Origin of the sequence: Streptomyces sp. RKAG337 (assembly GCF_023701715.1) — a bacterium.
GTDB lineage: Bacteria > Actinomycetota > Actinomycetes > Streptomycetales > Streptomycetaceae > Actinacidiphila.
The window spans coordinates 6820807-6836932 of sequence record NZ_JAJOZA010000001.1 but is presented as its reverse complement, the minus strand read 5'-3'; the positions used below and the strand labels follow the sequence as shown (position 1 = coordinate 6836932).

Here is a 16126-nt window from a genome sequence, read left to right as displayed (position 1 = left end):
CGCGGCCTTGCCCTTGACAGTGCCTTCAGTGGGCGGTCCGGACACCTCCGCCGGCTTGCCCGCCGCCGAACCCTTCCCGGTACCCGGCTTGTTGCCTTCTCCCGTGAAGGACTCAGGCTTGGGTGTCGGGGCCTTGCCCAGGTCAGCGATCGTTCCTACTTCGCCGGCACGCGGTGATGTGCGTGCCGTCGATCCCGGCCCGACCTCAGGTTCACGCGCTGGTTCCAGCGTGAAACGGCGATCGTCAGCCGCATTGGCCCGCGACTGCGCATCACGATCCCGCACCGCCGCCACCTCAGCTGCGGCCTTGCCCTTGACAGTGCCCTCCGTCGGCGGCCCGGACACCTCCGCCGGCTTACCCGCCGCCGAACCCTCGCCCCTTCCGAGGGCGTTGCCTTCGCCCGAGAACGGCTCAGGCTTGGGTGCCGGGGCCTTGCCCAGATCGGCGAACGTCCCCACCTCGCCGGCACGCGGTGATACGTGTGCCGTCGAACCCGGCCCGACCTCAGGTTCACGCGCTGGTTCCAGCGTGAAACGGCGATCGTCAGCCGCATTGGCCCGCGACTGCGCATCACGATCCCGCACCGCCGCCACCTCGGCCGCGGCCTTGCCCTTGACAGTGCCCTCCGTCGGCGGCCCGGACACCTCGACCGGCCGGCCCGCAGCCGAACCCTTCCCGGTACCCGGCTTGTTGCCTTCTCCCGTGAAGGACTCAGGCTTGGGTGCCGGGGCCTTGCCCAGATCAGCGAACGTCCCCACCTCGCCGGCACGCGGTGATACGCGTGCCAGCGAACCCGGCCGGTCAGCCGCAGCGCCCTCGGCGCCCGGTTCACGCGCCGGCTCTACGGTGAACCGGCGATCATCGGCCGCGTTGGCACGCAACTGCGCGTCCCGGCTCCGCACCGCCGCCACCTCGGCCGCAGCCTTGCCCTTGACGGTGCCCTCCGTCGGCGGCCCGGACACCTCCGCCGGCCTGCCCGCCGCCGAACCCTCGCCCCTTCCGAGGGCGTTGCCTTCGCCCGAGAACGACTTGGTCGACACCGCCTTCAGAGCCTTGTCATTCTCGTGAACCGTCCACTTCCGGCCTTCCCCCGGCGACACCTCGGACTCCCCCGGCTTCCCGCCCGGCGCACCCTGGCCGGCCTTGCCGTCGCCGCCCTTCGACGGAGCGCTGCTGCCGTCCCTGGATCCCTTGGCGGACACCGAGGTGTTCGCGGAATTCTCCAGGGTCGTGGTCTCTGATCCGGAGACCGTCTTCTGTGAAGTGTTCACGGAATTCGAGCCGGACCCGGCCTCGTTCACCGGCCGTGCGGTACCGCGCGCTGTCTGCGGGACCTCGGTGAACTTCTTGATGATGCCGTGCTTGCCGGCGCCGGAGCCGGTGCCGGACGCCTCCTTGACTCCGTCCACCGGGGCAGCGGACTTCGTGGAGGTGGGGTTGGTCTGGTTGAGCGACGCGGGGTCCTGCCCGCTCCGGACGTTCGGGGACGTTCCGTCACCTGTCGTGCCCTTCCCCATCTCCTTGGGCTGCTGCTCGAAGGAGGACTTGTAGTTCTGGGAGTTGGGGCTCTCGGACGTTCGGCTGCCACCGCCCGGTGATGCGCTCGGCTCGCCCGGTGCCCTGGTGCCGTGCCCGGGAGTGGACGTGGACGGGTCCGGCACTGCGCGGGAGGCGGGATCCGGAGTCGCGGTCCGCTGTGCTGCGGGGGAATGGGTGTCGGCGTTCTCGCCGATGCCCCGTCCTGGGGACGGATTCCCCGAGTGGCCGGAGCCGGGCGCCGTACCGGGGCCGCCCAGCCCCGGAGTGCCCGGCTGGTCCGTCCCGGCGCCGGGAGTGTGCGCGTTCTTCCCGTCCGGGATCCCCGGACCCGGCTCGTGGCCGGTTCCCTGGCCGCCGGCCCGCTCGCTACCGACTCTCGGCGCGTCCGCGCCCGGCGCGCCCGGTGTCCCCGACCTGCCCGGCGTGATGGGCGGAGCACTGTTGCCGGAGTTGAGCACCGGGGTTTCCCTGCCGCCGCCCGGGCCGGGCCTGGGCGGTGTCGTTTCGGGCGGGTGCCCGCCGGGGGCGAGAATGGGCTCCACCGGCCGGGGCCCGTTCGGGCCCAGGCCGCCGACCGGGGTGGGGCCTCCCGTTCCCGGCCCGCGGAGGGCCGGCGGCGGCATCTCCCCCGGAACCGGGACCTGGTGAACGCCCCCCTCGCCGACCCCCGCTGTCCCGGGCGTCTTGGGGACGGTCGGTTTGGGCACTGGGACCTCTGGGGCAATAGTGCCTCCCTTAGGGCCCTTGCCCCCGCCGGGGTACAGGTGGGGCAGGACGGTGAGGCCACCGAAGAGGCCCCCGACCCCCATGCTGATGCCCTCGCTCTTCCAGTCGATCTCGAAGGGCACGTCGTAGGCCTTGTCGCCGATCCACTGGGAGAGCAGGTCGACACCCAGCTGCGTCGCGGCCCCGCCGACGACCCCGGCGATGAATCCGGCCAGCTTGACCACTGTTTGCATGGCGGCGCCGAGCGCCTTGATGATCGAGGTGATGCCCGCTATGAGGCCCTCGAGCAGCGGCGCGATCAGCTTGGCCAGCAGACCGAGGCCGAGCGGAAGAACGAATCCGAGAATAGTGCCGATGATTTCGGCCAGACCCGCCGCATTGGCCGCCGCCTGTTGTTTGGCCAGGATGGTCTCGATGGCCCGGCCGTAGTCGTTGATGGAATCGCCGATGGCCCAGCACGTTGTCCGGGCCGGAAAGAGGACGTTGTTGTAGACGGCGACAATGCCTTCACGGGCGGCGAATCGGGCGTCCCCGGTCCACGCGATTCCTTCGACCGCCGTATACAGGACGGTGGCCTCGTCCTGAATCGTTTGGCCCATGTCGATCCAGGCATTGCCCAGGGCGAAGATGTTGCCGGGACCGAAATCCGAGGAATTGGGAGCGTCCATCTTTTACCACCCTCTGGCTGAGCGCCGCTGAGCACTGCTGCTGGATACGCGTTCCGGACAGGCACCGCCTGCTGACGCAATGAGCCGGCGTTACGAACCGCGTTACGACCCGGCGTTACACGTCCTCATCGGACAGGGCGACCTGGAGCAGCGACACGGGGCTGCTCCGCCGGACCAGGACGCCGCGGCCCGGTGGCCGCTGGGCGGCCCGCTGGTCGCCGAGGAGCAGTCCCTCGCGGGAGTCGCCGGACAGGATGAGCCCCCCGGAGCCCAGTTCCTTGATCCGCGACAGCAGGGGGTCGGCCATCAGCGGTCGGCCGACGCCGGCGACCCGGCGCGCCAGGATCACGTGCAGGCCGATCTCCCGGGCCTGGGTGACGTAGTCGGCGAGTCCGGCCACCGGGGACTGACGGCCTGAGGCGACCAGGTCGTAGTCGTCCACCACCACGTACAGTTCGGGCCCCTCCCACCAGTCGCGGGCCCGCAGTTGTGCGGCGGAGATCCCTTGCGGCGGCATCCGCTCGTCCAGCTTGGCCATGAGCTGCTGCGTGTAGGCCTCGGCGGCATGGGCGTCGCCCGCGTAGGCGCCGACATGGTCCTCCGGGACTGCGTCCTGGAGGCTGCGCCGGTAGTCGATGACCATGAACCGGGCTTCCCAGGCGGTGCGGCGGGCGGCGGTGCCGCGCATCCAGGTGCGCAGGAAGGAGGACTTTCCGCTGGCGGCGTCGCCGAGCACCAGGAAGTGCGGATCGGTGGCGCCCATCGCGATGCCGACCGGTTCCAGGTCGAGTTCGCCGAGACCGACGGCCACCTCGTCGTCCGCCAGAGCCTGCCGGTCGATGGTCGAGAGCAGGACGCGTTCCGGCAGGATCCGCACGGGTGGGGCGACCGGGCCGGACCAGGACGCGGTGATCTTGGCGACCGCCTCCTCCTGGGCCTCGGCCAGGCCTTCGGTGCTCTCCTGGCCGTCGAGCCGGGGCAGCACCGCCTGGTAGAGCACTCCTGGCGGTACGGTTCCCCGGCCGGGGACGCCGTGCGGGATCTGCCGGCTCACCGGCCGGCTGACCTCGGACTCGGTCGGGTCGTTCAGCCGCAGTTCCAGCCGCCCGCCGATGCTGTCCCGCAGGTTCATCCGGACATCGGCCCAGCGGTTGGCGGTCAGGATCACATGGACCCCGACGCCCAGCCCCCGCGAGGCGATCTCCACCACGGACGCCTCGGCGTCCTCCAACTCGGCCTTGATCGCACCCCAGTTGTCGAGCAGCAGGAACACGTCGGCGGCCCTGGTACCCGCCGGCAGCTTCCCGGCCTTCCGCATCGCGCGGAACCCGGCCACCGAATCGACACCCAGCTCACCGAAGAGCTGCTCGCGGGCCGCCATGAGGCGCCCGGTCTCGGCCAGCACCCGGCGGGCCCGCTGTACGTCCCGGCGCCCGGCGACCGCGCCCACGTGCGGGGCGCTCTCCAGCGGGTGGAGACTGCCGCCGCCGAAGTCCAGGCAGTAGAACTGCGCCTCCTCGGGGGTGTGGGTGAGCATCGCGGAGATCAGCATCGTGCGCAGCATCGTGCTCTTGCCGGTCTGCGGCGCGCCCACCAGCGCGAGGTTGCCGTGGGTGCGGTCGAAGTCGAACTGGAGGGGCAACTGCTGCTGCTGGAGCGGCAGGTCGATGACACCCACCGGGAAGGCGAGCCGGCCGCTTCCCGACCACAGTCCGGCCTGGCGCCCCCGTCCCGGCACGTCGGAGAGGGGGCCGAGCAGGCTGTCGAGCGGGATGGCCGGCGGCAGCGGGGGCAGCCAGACCTGGTGCACCGACTGCCCGAACCGGCAGACGTGCTCGACCGCCACCTGCATCTCGGTCGGTCCTGCCAGCAGGACCGGCCGCTGTGGAACCACCGGTTCCGCCGGCTCCTCCTGTGGGGGAGTACGCAGTTCGAACGGGACGATGGGGGGCGCCTTCCCCGGCCCCTGTCCCTCGCCCGGCGCCACGTAGGGGCCGGAGATGTGGGCGACACGGAACCGCTGGTAGATCGACTCGTCCACCTTGAGGTAGGCGGACCCGGGGATCGAGGGCAGCGAGTACGCGTCCGGGGTGCCGATGACGGCGCGGCTCTCGGCGGCGCTGAAGGTCCGCAGGCAGATCCGGTACGACAGGTGCGACTCCAGACCGCGCAGCCGGCCCTCCTCCAGCCGCTGGGTGGCCAGCAGCAGGTGCATGCCGAGGCTGCGGCCCACCCGGCCGATCTGGACGAACAGGTCGATGAAGTCGGCCCGCTGGGAGAGCAGTTCACCGAACTCGTCGACCATGATCAGCAGATACGGCAGCGGTTCGAGCGGCTTTCCGTGGACGTCGCTCTCCCCCGCCGCCTGGCGCAGCTGGTACTCGCGCAGCGAGTCGACGTTCCCGGCGTCGCGCAGCAGCCGCTGGCGGCGCTGCTGCTCGCCCTGCAGGGCGGCTCGCACCCGGTCGACCAGCGACAGGTCGTTCGCCAGGTTGGTGATGAGGCCGGATACGTGCGGCAGCCCGGTGACACCGGCGAAAGTGGCGCCGCCCTTGAAGTCGATCAGTACCAGGCTGAGCAGTTCGGGAGAGTGCGTCATGGCGAGGCCGGTGACCATGGTGCGCAGCAGCTCGCTCTTGCCGGAGCCGGTGGCTCCGACGACCAGGCCGTGCGGGCCCATACCGCCCTGCCCGGACTCCTTGAGGTCGAGGACGATCGGGTCGCCGTCACCCGACACACCGATCGGCAGCCGCAGCAGCCGCTCGTCCCCGGCCGGTATCCAGCCCGCGGACGGGTCGAAGGACGCCACGTCGGGGGTGCCGAGCATCTCGGGCAGGGTGATGGTCCTCGCCAGGAGCTGTTCGGCCTCTTCCGACAGGCTCAGCGGGGCGAGGGCCCGCGCGGTGAGTTCGCACAGGATTGGGTCAGGGGCGTCCGCGACGCCGTTCTGGACCGCGCTGTACAACTCGCCGCGACGGCCCTCCAGGACCAGCGAGCCGTCCTCGCCCACCCGGGCGCGCACCTCGGTGCGGGTCGGTTCGTCGCGCTCGGCGGCGACCAGGCAGATCACGGTGATGCCCAGGTCGGGCCCGGCAGCTTCGAGCAGCGCGGTCGCCACCGTGCCGCGCGCCCAGTCGGCGGCCGGGTCGTAGGAGTCGAGCAGGACGACGAGCCGGTGCACGGGCGCCGACGCCTGGCCGCCGACCCTCATCGGCCCCCGGCGCGCCGCCCGGTCGGTCTGGGCGCGCAACAGTGCGGTCTCCAGGGCGTCGGAGAGCGAACCGAAGTCCTCCGCGACCAGCGGGACCGCTCCGGCGGGACCCGCCGCGCCCGCCTCGTGCACATGCGGGAGCCACTTCGCCCACTCCCAGTCGGGGCTGCCGCCGGTGCACACCGAGACGGTGACGTCGTCGGGGGCGTGCAGGACGGCGAGCTGGCAGAGCAGGGACCGGGCCAGCGCCCTGGTCCGGTCCACGGGCCCGAGCAGGCTGACCACACCGGCCTTGGACAGGTCCACCACGGCGGGCTGGCGGCCGACCATGGCGGCCAGCTCGATGACCCGCTGCGCCGCGGCGTGGGTCTTCTCGTCGTAGTCCGCCATCGGGTCCTCGCGGGAACCGAGCTGGATCGGGGTGGACAGGGCGGCCCGCCCCTGGCCCAGCCGTATCCGCAGGAAGTCCTCGTCGGTGGCACGCCGTTCCCAGACCCGGCGCCGGCGGTCGGCCAGCGCCCACAGCCGCTCGGGTGAGGGGTGCAGCCAGCCGGCGGCGAGCCGCTGCCCGTCGGCCACCTGGCGGGCCGTCTGCCTGACGCCGGTCAGGTAGCGCAGATAGCGCTCCCGCTGCCGCGTCTTGTTCTGCCGGGTCACGTTGTTCATCTGATAGCGGACCGCGATGGTGGCACCCACCGAGACCAGCACGAACACCACACCCAACGCGATCAGCAGCGGCTTGCGGTACATCACCATGAACGCGGCCATGCTGATGCTGCTCATCAGCGGCAGCAGCAGGGTCAGCCAGGTGGTCGCCGACGCACCGGAGTTCTGCGGGGACTCCGGTGGTGCGGGCAGCACCACCCGCTGATCGGGCAGGGCGGGCGGCAGCGCGCGGGTCGGCCGGTGGAAGGGGATCCTGCTCATGAGAGGACTCCCCCCATGGCGGCCGGCGCCGCACACAGGGCCTGATGGGTGCTCACCTGGAGTGCCTCTCGGTGTTCGGGCTGGGCTCGGTCGTACCGTCGGTCAGGCGGACGGGGCGGGGTTTTCGAACACCTCTTTGACGGGGTTCATGGGTGCGGGGTCCGGCGCGTTCCCCGGCCCGGGGTCCGTGGGGGGAGCGCCTGCCGGCGGTGGGGGCGGCGGAGCCGCGGTGAGCAGGGTGGTGAACGGATTGAAGAGGACGTTGATGATGTAGTCCTCAGCCCCGTCGTAGTTGCTGCGGGCTCCGCTCAGCGCATCCACCAGCCGGTTGAGTACACCGTCCGCCGTGTGGCCCTTGCTGCCGAACATCTCGGTCATGCAGGCGTTCCACTGGTCGCTGAACTCCTTGGCCTTGGACGCGGTGTCCCCTGCCCAGCCGAGCTGGAGTTCGGCCAGGCCGGTGTTGATGGCGGTCAGGCTGTCCACGATCCCGTGCACGGCTGTGGTGACCTCGGTCGCGGCGGTCATCAGGAGCTCGGGCGCCACGGCGATGGTGTCGAGGCTGTAGTCGCGCTGGGGAGGGAGCGTCAGTGGCGGGAGGTCCACCGAGACGACGGCGAGGTTCTGGTCGGGGTGGGGCGTCGGCGTGGCCATGACTGCTCCGCTCAGGAGTTGACGTTGTTGAAGTTGGCCAGCTCCATGTCGTGATACGTCCGGTAGGAGTGCCGCATCCGCCTGACCATCTCGTCGAGCAGCGAGGTGAGTTCGGCCATGTTGCCGGTGTAGACCCGGTGTACTTCGACGAAGGAGGTGCCGGCCGGCCCGGTCCAGTCCACTTTCGCCAGGCTCGTATTGATCTGGGTGATGTCGTCCCTGATGTCCTCGCCCTTGCGCCGCACCAGTTCGGTCACGTCCTGGAGGTTCTGCAGGGCGACCTTGAAATCCTGCAGGGTGAGGCTCACGGCAGGCACCTCCCAGGGGCTCGTTCGTCGGGTTTCGTCGGGTTCCGTACCGCTCGCTCCAACGGAGTCTAGGCAGCGGTCCCGGGAGCACGACATCCCCGCTTTCTGCCGCCCCGGCGTCCCCGAACGGGGACCTCCCATGGGGACGGGCCGTACGGAACGATGGAAGACGGCATGCTGCCCGTGCCCCACCGCTCCGGGCTCTCCGGGCGCGTGGAGCGGTGTCCCACTCCCGGAACTGGAGTCATCGTGGCCGAGCCGAAGAGTTCCCCGTTGTACAAGCCGCCGGTCGAAGGCGCTGATTCGGGGGGCCCTGAGGCCACTCCCCCGAATCCGGCGGCCGACCCGGTCCTGTCCATGCAGTGGGACGCACCGCCGCCCTTCATCGGGACGGCCGGAACGAAGCCGGCCCCCGGCGCGGCGCCGGCCGCCGCCCCGAACCCCCACTCGGCACTCATGGTGAACCTGGGGACGATCCGGTCCGCGGAAGAGACCATGCTGACCGCCAACCGCACCATGGTGGACGCCTACAACGCCCTGCACGAGCAGGTCAAGGTCGTCGTCGCCAGCCCCATGTTCTGGGGCCAGGAGGCCACCACCACCACGACGGGGCGCAGCGCCGCGACAATCGTCAGCCAGGGCGACCACATCGACACGTGGGTGGCGGAGAACAAGCCCATCCGGGAAGCGGCGGCGAAGTTCGCCCCGATCATCAATCCTGAGCTGACCCACGCGCTGCGTCAGGTCGCCGACGCCATCGAGATCTCCGGCGCCTACATGGGCCGTCTGAACACGGCGGGCCAGGCCTACGCCATCGCCGACTTCAGCTCCATCATGCCGGCGATCACCCCCACCCCCAAGGCCTGATCCGGCGGGATCTGCCGTCCAGGGTCCAGGACGTCCAGGACGACGACTTGCACCCGACCGGCGACAGATCTGCTCCTCAGGCCGCTAGATCGCCGCGCCCAGCTCCGGCAGGTCCTCCGGCAGCACGAGGGACAGGTCCTCGGCGGTGAGGTCGGCGACGCCGGAGACCCGCTGGGCGTGGCGTTCCGTCATCCGCTGGAAGACCTGCCGCGCGGTACGGCCGTTGCCGAAGCCCTCGTCCCTCGGCAGGGCGGTGAAGTAGCCGGCCAGGGCGGCGACGGTCTCCTCCGGCAGGTCGTAGCGGTGCTGCTCCGCCTGGTGGCGGACGATGTCGACGAGTTCGGTGCCGAGGTAGTCGTCGAAGGTCAGGGTGCGGGTGAACCGGGAGGCGAGGCCGGGGTTGCCGTCCACGAACCGCTGCATGTCCCCGGGGTAGCCGGCGGCGATGACCACGATCTCGTCGCGGTTGTCCTCCATCAGCTTGACCAGGGTGGAGATGGCCTCCTGGCCGAAGTCGCCGCCCTGGCCGCGCGGCACCAGCGCGTACGCCTCGTCGATGAACAGCACCCCGCCGAGCGCCCGCCGGAACACCGCCTGTGTCTTGGGCGCGGTGTGTCCGACGTACTCGCCCACCAGGTCCCCGCGGTCCGCCTCGACGAGGTGGCCGCTGGAGAGCATGCCCAGGGCGTGCAGGATCCGCCCGTACAGCCGGGCCACGGTGGTCTTGCCGGTGCCGGGGTTCCCGGCGAACACCAGGTGCCTGCTGGTGGGTGGCGGCGGAAGCCCCAACTCCTGTCGGCGGCGCACCAGTTGCATCAGGTTCACCATGGTGCCGACATCGCGCTTGACCCGTTCGAGGCCGACCAGCCGGTGCAGTTCCGCGAGCAGCGTCTCCAGCGACTCCTCGGCGGCCTCACCGGTGCCGGTGCCGCTCTCCTTGCCGTCGCCGTCCGCGCTTCCGGGCAGGGCACGGGCGATGCCGGCCGGGCCGGCCGGCAGCACCCGGCGCTCGGAGACCGGCAGGGTGGAGACCTTCACCCGGTCCGCCCGGCACTCCTCGATCACCGCCGCCGCCCCGTCGGCCGAGGTGACGTCCTCGGCGGTGTCGTGGAACAGGCAACGGCGTACGGCCGGGTCGGCGGCCTTGCCGACGTACAGGGCGGGGAAGCCGGTTGCGGAGAGCGCGCAGTCCTCCAGGACGCCGTGCGAACCGTCGTCCTGGTAGACGCCGTTCTTGGCGGTGCGGGCGATCGAGGTGCCACGCACCACGGGACGGGCACCGGCGCGCACCACGATGCCGCTGCCCTGGGTGTCGGCGATCTCGCAGCCGTCCAGGGCGGGGGTGCTGTCCTCCCCGGCGAGCAGCCCCGACCCGCCGGTGTGGTGGATCCGGGTCCGGTGCAGCAGTGCTCCGGTGCCCGGGCCGATCTCCACCCCGGTGCCTTCGGTGGCGGTGATCTCGCAGTCGTCGAGCAGCGGGCGGTGCGGGGTGTGCAGGCGTACGCCGGTGCCGGTGCCCTTCACCGTGCAGCCGCGCAGTGCGGCGTCGGCGCGTTCCTCCACCGACACCCCGGCCATCCTGGCCCGCTCGATGCCGGTGTCCTCGGCGCACAGCAGGGAGTTGCCGGTGGCGCGGATCCCGTGTTCCGGGGTGTCGTGCAGCCGGCAGCCGGTCAGCACCGCCCCGGCACCCTCGCCGAGGTGGATGCCGCTGTATCCGGCGCCGGCCACCTCGCAGCCGGTCAGGGTCAGTTCGCAGTCCCCTGCGGCGTACACCCCGTTGCCCGTGGCGCGGAGGAATCCGCCGCCGTCGGCGCGTACCGCCGCCCGGCCGCCCAGTGCGAGGCCGGTGTCGCCGGTGTCGGCCGTGGTGGTGCCGTGCAGCCGCAGGCGGCTGCGGTCGACGGCGATGATGCCGGCGCCGCCGGTGCGGGAGATCCGGCAGTCGCGCAGCAGGACCCTGGCGTCCTCGTCGGCGAGCAGGCCGGCCGTTCCGGTGCCGGAGATCTCGCAGTCCTCCAGTACCGTCCCGCTCGCGTCGGCCACGCCGTCGGCCGCGTCCCGGTCCGCCGAGGCGCTTCCCGACGCGCCTTCCGCGACGGGTGCCGGGGACACGGCGGGCACGGGGGTGTCCGCCGAGACGTGGACGCCCGCCGCCCGGTTGCCGTGCAGGCGGCAGGAGCGCAGCCGCGGGGCCGCCGCGCCGACGACGCGGACGGCCGCGCCGCCGCTGCCCGTCACCTCGCAGCGTTCGAACGTGCCGCCCTTCGTTCCGCCGAGGTGCAGGCCCTCCGCGGTGGCCGGGCCGACCGTGGTCCCGCGGACTTCGGGAGCGGCGCCTTCGGTGACCTGGATGCCGATGCCGTCGATGTCCGCCACCGCGCAGTCCTCGACGACGGCCCGGCTGTCCCCGGCCAGCCGCAGGCCGGCGCCGGCCGCCCGGTGGACGCGGCAGTCGCGCAGCGTCGGGGCGGCCTGTCCGGTGACTTCCACCCGGCCGCCGACGACCTCACAACCGTCGAGCACGGGTGCGCCGCCGCTGAGCACGACGGCCGGCTCCGCGGGGTCCGCGCCTTCCAGGACCAGCCCCCGCACCGAGGGGCTACCCGCGGACACGGTGAGCGCGGGCCCCCGGGCGGGCGTGATCCGTACCGTGCCCGGTCCCTTCTCGGCCACCAGCGACACGTCGCGCTCCAGCAGGACGCTCTCCTGGTACTCCCCGGGCATGACGGAGACGGTCGCGCCGTCGGCCGCGCCCCGCACCGCGGCGCCGATGGTGTGCTGCACACCCCAGCCGCGCTGGGCGACCCGGACCCACTTCTGGCTCACTCGGCTCCGTCCGATCGGTCGCGGTAGGCAGGCAGTCGCGGTAGGCAGGCGGTCGCGGGTCAGTTGCAGGTCGCGCGCATCTGGGTCACGGCGAGGTGCGCGTAGGTCACCGTGCTGCCGTGCCAGTCCTGCCCCCGGCTGTCCAGCTTGATCATCAGCAGTCCCTTGGTGATGGGGAAGGAGCCCACCTGCACCCAGGTCCCCAGGCGTCCGGACTGCGACATGTCGAAGGCGTGGATCGGCTTGTCGGACAGGCTGAAGGAGTTGAACACCTCGAAGTGGGCGGGGTTTCCGCCGACATGGGTGATGTCCTTGTCGTTGGGGACGTAGATCTGGACCTGGCAGGCCCCCTTGGTGACCGCCGCCACCGGCCTGAAGTACCACGTGGCGTAGTTGTCCGGGTCGTCCTTGCCGGCGTTGCCCGACATCGGCATCGCGTCGAACTGCCCGTTGCAGCCGTCGGCCTTCCATCCGCCGCTCTTCACCGCGAGCCATCCCTTGACCCCGTTGCTGTTGCGGCCGTGCTCGGCGAAGCCGTACGTCTCGGTCTTCGCGCAGCCGTAGCCGGCCACCGCGGTGTAGGCGGCCTTCTTCGCCAGCAGGCTGTTGCGGTTGACCGGCGGAGCGCCCGCGGTGGTGCCCGCGACGGGGCCCTTCGTCGAGGACGGGGCGCCGGGGATGACGGCGTCGGCGCCGCCCGCCGGGACCGGGCCGCCGGGGCCGTCGACCGTGCCGGGGATGCCGGGGCCGCCCGGCCCGTTGCCGCCGGTACCGCCCGGGCCGCCCGAGCCGCCGTTCGACGGCTGCGTCGGGTACTTCTGGACCGCAGAAGGGCTGCCGGGCCCGGTCGCGGGCCGCTTCGCCGCGGCGTTGACGGAATCCTTGGCGTCGGAGTGACCGCCGCTCGCGGCCATCATGCCGACCCCCACCGCCCCCGCGCCGACCACGGCCACGACGATGCCGACCGCCCAGGCCCGCGGCAGCATCCGCGGCCGGGTCCCCGGCTGCCTGACCTCGTTGACGAAAGCAGCGGCGAGACCTCGCCGGTCCATGCCTTCATGCTGCTCGGACTGCTGCTCGGATTCAGCCATTGCCCAACTCCGGGGTGTGGGCGGGCGCGCGGCACCCGCGTGTTTCGGACGAAATTCGAGACGTTCTGAGGACGGTCTCGGGAGGTGTTCCACGTCGGATTCCGGGCTGCGCCGCAGCGGCCGGCATGGCACGCGCGGGGGCGTGCGGGCGGTGACTACCGCAAGTGGAAGAAAATGATAGAACTTGGCATGAACACCCATTAGAAGGGTCGCAGGAGACGGCTGTACGGGGATGGGTAGATCGAAGGGCCGAGTCATGCCTACCGTTGGCATCGTCGAAGACCACCGCATGACCCGAATGGGGATCGAACAAGTTCTTGCCCGCAGTTCCTGGCTCGACGTCATCGCATCGGTGGGAACACTGGAGGAATTCGCGGAGACCGGGCTCGCCCCCGACGTGATCGTCCTCGACCCCGCTCCCTATCTCGCCGAGGCGTCCCTGCAGGCGATCGGTGATCTGAGCGTCGACAGCGCGGTACTGATCATGTCGCCGTCGGACGAGCGGGACCATCTGCTGGCCGCGGTGAAGGCCGGGGCGTACGGCTTCGTCACCAAGCACACCGACGAAACCGAGTTCCTGTCCGCGGTCGAGGCGGTGGCCCGGGGCGGCTTCTACCTCGCGTCCGGGCTCGCCACTCATCTGCACGCCGAACTCGGCCGCATGTCGCCCGGCGAGGGCCAGTGCCTGGCCCGCCGCGAGGTGGAGACGCTGCGCCTGATCGCCAAGGGGTACACGCACGGCCAGATAGCCCGCCGCATGGGGCTCACCGAGTCGACCGTCAACACGTATGTGAAGCGCATCCGGGCGAAGCTCAACGCCGGCAACAAGGCGGAACTGACCCGTAAGGCGATCGCGTTGGGCTACGTCGACGAGTCGGGTCCTGCACGCTGGCTGCCGGGCCACATCCGGCCCGCGTCCGAAGTACTCGTGTGAGAGCGCGTGTCCGAAGTACCCGTGTGAGAGCGCGTGTCCGCGGGCGGGTGACCGTCCAGGTGACGGCGCGCGTCCGGGCGAAGGCATGCGTCCGGGTGGGAGCGCGCGCATCGGAGCCGTCCCGCTCACCCGACTCACAGGTGGTGTCCGTACGTGGCCAGGTGCTGGAAGACGCCGAACACACCGATCGCCAGCGGGATCGCGGCCACCGAGCAGAGTCCGGCCACCGCCCGCAGCGCCTTCGGCTGTTCGGTCCGGCCGGCCGGGCGCCGGAAGGCGAGCGCGGCACCGGTACCCAGCAGCACCGCCCCGGCCGCGGCGACCGCCACCGGTCCGGTCCAGTCGGGGGCCGACGTCGTCGCGGGGACGGCCAGCAGCGCGCTGAACAGGCCTGCCGCGCCGCACACCACGACCGGGACCGCCTCGCCCAGCAGCCGGAACGTACCGGCGCGCAGCAGGAGCGCGACCGCCAGGCAGCCGGCCAGGGCCGGCGCGTACCCGCCGTGCGAGGCACCCAGCACGGCGAGGGCGACAGCGAGCGTGAGGGAGACCGCGCAGGTCCAGCCGAGCAGGACGTTACGGGCGCGGAGCACCACCGTCCTGACCAGGCTGTCGTCGGAGCCCGCGGGGCCGCCCTCCTCCGCCACGACCGGCCAGGCCGCGGCGAGCCGGCCGGCCAGCGACGGGGCGGCCAGCAGCATGCCGTAACCGGCGACCGCGACGGCCGCCGCGCCTTCGGCCAGGTCCGTCCGCAGGCCGGTCAGCAGACCGACGACGGCCGCGCCCGCCACACCGAACACCAGCACCGCCGCGCCCGCCACCGACGGCACCGCGCCGAGCGCGGCGGCCGCGCCGACCATCGCGCCGAGCGCCGCCCCGAGCGGGCTGCCGGCGGACGGATCGGGCAGGAACCACCCGGCGACCGCCAGGCAGGGCACCGTACTCAGCGCGAGCGGCAGCGCCAGCCGGTTCTGCGGGGTCGGCCGTCCGCCTGGGGCCGTACCGCTGCGCCGCAGGCCCCAGGCAGTGAAGAGCAGGACGAAGCCGGTGGCCAGCGCCAGCGGACCGGCCGCCGTACCCGGCCATGCACCGGACACCGCCGGTACCAGACAGGCGGCCACCAGCCAGGCCGCCCCGAGGACCGCGACGGTGGCGGCCCGGGTACGGGAGGTCCAGCGCAGATCACCGAACGAGTCGGCGACCTCGGCGATCATCTCGTCGAGGTCTCTGACCAGGGGCTCCTCGAACTCCCCCTCGGCGGCGTCCCGTAGATACAGGAGTTGGCCGTCCACGACTCCGGCGTCGCTCAGCGAGGAGACCGGGTGCAGCGTGCGGCCGTTCACCAGCGCCAGCGACCACGCGGCCGGCAGCGCCTCCAGCTCCTCCTCGCCGCACAGATGGGCCAGCGTCGTGACGTACTCCGCGATCGGGGCGGCGGCGGGGACCGCGAGGTCGACCCGCTTGCGCGCGCCGATCACCGTCACGCGGCAGTGCTTGTCAGCCATGCGGAACTCTCTCGGGATCGTTCAGTGAGGTGCGGGGTCGTCGTCGAGGCCTGTCGAACCAACCCCTGCGGTCGGTCAGTGGTGGTTCCACGTCTGTGAGTTGGCCCACTCGGCGTCGCTGTAGTTGGCCCAGTTGACGTTCATCGCGCGGGCGATCTGGCCGAGCACCCCTTCGGGCCCGAACAGCCCTTCGGCGGCCACGTTCCACTCGGCCTGCAACCCCTGGTAGTACCCGGAGGCCGCGCCCTGCCAGATCTCCGGCAGCTGGTCCAGGTACTGGGCGAGCCGGTGCAGTTCCCCGGAGATCTCGGCCGCCTGCCCGTTCAGATAAGGACCCGCGGTCTCCAGCTCCTGCTGGACGTTGATCGGGACGGCGTCGGAGAAGCTCATGCCGGTGCTCCTGTCGTGAAGGGGGCGGGCGCGGGACGGACCGCCGGAGGACGGATCGTCAGAACCGGGCCGCGGGCAGCTGCACCTGGCGGAGGTTGGCCAGGTTCGCCTGCTCCGACTCGGTGTAGCTGACGTAGTTGCCGCGCAGCCCGGACGCGATGTCGGAGAGCGCGTCGTGCATCATCCGCGCGTAGATGTCGTAATCCATCATCAGCGTCTCGAACGCGGCGTGCGCGGAGCCCTGCCAGATGTTGCCCAGGCCGGCGACGTAGCTGCGCAGCGCGGCGATCTTGGCATCGACATCGGTGGCCTGGGTGGTCACGTAGGAGGCCGCCGCGGCGACACCCTCGGGAGTGACCGAGTAACCGGCCATCGTGCCGCCGCTGCCCGCGTTGTTGGGGGTCGTCATCCCTGGCCCTTTCGGCGGTCTGCTGATGAGGAGCGAACAGCACACCGCCACCGCCCCACCCGCGACC

Annotated in this window: 12 protein-coding genes; 4 read left to right on the top strand and 8 right to left on the bottom strand. The window is 71.8% G+C overall.

The window, feature by feature from the left end; genetic code table 11:
• The first annotated feature begins 1192 nt into the window (after positions 1-1192).
• Both LNW73_RS30275 and LNW73_RS30270 read left to right on the top strand, forming a co-directional pair.
• The gene (locus LNW73_RS30275) at positions 1193-1552 is read left to right on the top strand and encodes a hypothetical protein (RefSeq protein WP_250992098.1); all 360 of its coding nucleotides are present in this window, start codon (positions 1193-1195) and stop codon (positions 1550-1552) included.
• A gap of 752 nt (positions 1553-2304) precedes the next feature.
• A complete protein-coding gene (locus LNW73_RS30270) occupies positions 2305-2955 on the top strand; it encodes a hypothetical protein (RefSeq protein WP_250992097.1) in 651 nt (216 codons plus the stop codon).
• Between the two features lie 94 nt (positions 2956-3049).
• Here LNW73_RS30270 and eccCb read toward each other — a convergent pair whose 3' ends face one another.
• From eccCb to LNW73_RS30255, 3 genes are all read right to left on the bottom strand, one after another.
• Positions 3050-7072, bottom strand: coding sequence for a type VII secretion protein EccCb (eccCb, locus tag LNW73_RS30265; RefSeq protein ID WP_250992096.1), 4023 nt, complete (start codon positions 7070-7072; stop codon positions 3050-3052).
• A gap of 102 nt (positions 7073-7174) precedes the next feature.
• A complete protein-coding gene (locus LNW73_RS30260) occupies positions 7175-7726 on the bottom strand; it encodes a WXG100 family type VII secretion target (RefSeq protein WP_250992095.1) in 552 nt (183 codons plus the stop codon).
• A gap of 11 nt (positions 7727-7737) precedes the next feature.
• Positions 7738-8034: a WXG100 family type VII secretion target gene (locus tag LNW73_RS30255; protein WP_250974533.1), complete on the bottom strand. Its 297-nt coding sequence runs from the start codon at positions 8032-8034 to the stop codon at positions 7738-7740.
• A 357-nt stretch (positions 8035-8391) separates the two neighbouring features.
• Between LNW73_RS30255 and LNW73_RS30250 the strand changes: the two genes are divergently transcribed.
• Entirely contained in the window at positions 8392-8901 is a 510-nt protein-coding gene (locus LNW73_RS30250) for a hypothetical protein (RefSeq protein WP_250992094.1), read from the top strand.
• Between the two features lie 84 nt (positions 8902-8985).
• On the opposite strand, the gene LNW73_RS30245 is transcribed toward LNW73_RS30250, so the two are convergent.
• Complete coding sequence (locus LNW73_RS30245) at positions 8986-11730, bottom strand: right-handed parallel beta-helix repeat-containing protein (RefSeq protein ID WP_250992093.1); 2745 nt, start codon at positions 11728-11730, stop codon at positions 8986-8988.
• A gap of 59 nt (positions 11731-11789) precedes the next feature.
• On the bottom strand, positions 11790-12821 hold the full coding sequence (locus LNW73_RS30240; protein WP_250992092.1) for a hypothetical protein: 1032 nt from the start codon (positions 12819-12821) through the stop codon (positions 11790-11792).
• Positions 12822-13077: 256 nt separating this feature from the next.
• On the opposite strand from LNW73_RS30240, the gene LNW73_RS30235 reads away from it, so the two are divergent.
• The gene (locus LNW73_RS30235) at positions 13078-13755 is read left to right on the top strand and encodes a LuxR C-terminal-related transcriptional regulator (protein ID WP_250992091.1); all 678 of its coding nucleotides are present in this window, start codon (positions 13078-13080) and stop codon (positions 13753-13755) included.
• 134 nt (positions 13756-13889) lie between these two features.
• Here LNW73_RS30235 and eccD read toward each other — a convergent pair whose 3' ends face one another.
• From eccD to LNW73_RS30220, 3 genes are all read right to left on the bottom strand, one after another.
• Positions 13890-15260 (bottom strand): type VII secretion integral membrane protein EccD, encoded by a 1371-nt coding sequence (eccD, locus tag LNW73_RS30230; RefSeq protein ID WP_250992090.1) that lies wholly within the window; start codon positions 15258-15260, stop codon positions 13890-13892.
• A 75-nt stretch (positions 15261-15335) separates the two neighbouring features.
• Positions 15336-15650, bottom strand: coding sequence for a WXG100 family type VII secretion target (locus LNW73_RS30225; protein ID WP_250974539.1), 315 nt, complete (start codon positions 15648-15650; stop codon positions 15336-15338).
• A gap of 58 nt (positions 15651-15708) precedes the next feature.
• The gene (locus LNW73_RS30220) at positions 15709-16059 is read right to left on the bottom strand and encodes a WXG100 family type VII secretion target (RefSeq protein ID WP_250974540.1); all 351 of its coding nucleotides are present in this window, start codon (positions 16057-16059) and stop codon (positions 15709-15711) included.
• Positions 16060-16126 lie beyond the last annotated feature (67 nt).

Coding starts and splice junctions, on each gene's coding strand:
- LNW73_RS30225 (WP_250974539.1), bottom strand. CDS start 15,650: ATGAGCTTCTCCGACGCCGTCCCGATCAACGTCCAGCAGGAGCTGGAG.
- LNW73_RS30235 (WP_250992091.1), top strand. CDS start 13,078: ATGCCTACCGTTGGCATCGTCGAAGACCACCGCATGACCCGAATGGGG.
- eccD (WP_250992090.1), bottom strand. CDS start 15,260: ATGGCTGACAAGCACTGCCGCGTGACGGTGATCGGCGCGCGCAAGCGG.
- LNW73_RS30250 (WP_250992094.1), top strand. CDS start 8,392: ATGCAGTGGGACGCACCGCCGCCCTTCATCGGGACGGCCGGAACGAAG.
- eccCb (WP_250992096.1), bottom strand. CDS start 7,072: ATGAGCAGGATCCCCTTCCACCGGCCGACCCGCGCGCTGCCGCCCGCC.
- LNW73_RS30260 (WP_250992095.1), bottom strand. CDS start 7,726: ATGGCCACGCCGACGCCCCACCCCGACCAGAACCTCGCCGTCGTCTCG.
- LNW73_RS30220 (WP_250974540.1), bottom strand. CDS start 16,059: ATGACGACCCCCAACAACGCGGGCAGCGGCGGCACGATGGCCGGTTAC.
- LNW73_RS30240 (WP_250992092.1), bottom strand. CDS start 12,821: ATGGCTGAATCCGAGCAGCAGTCCGAGCAGCATGAAGGCATGGACCGG.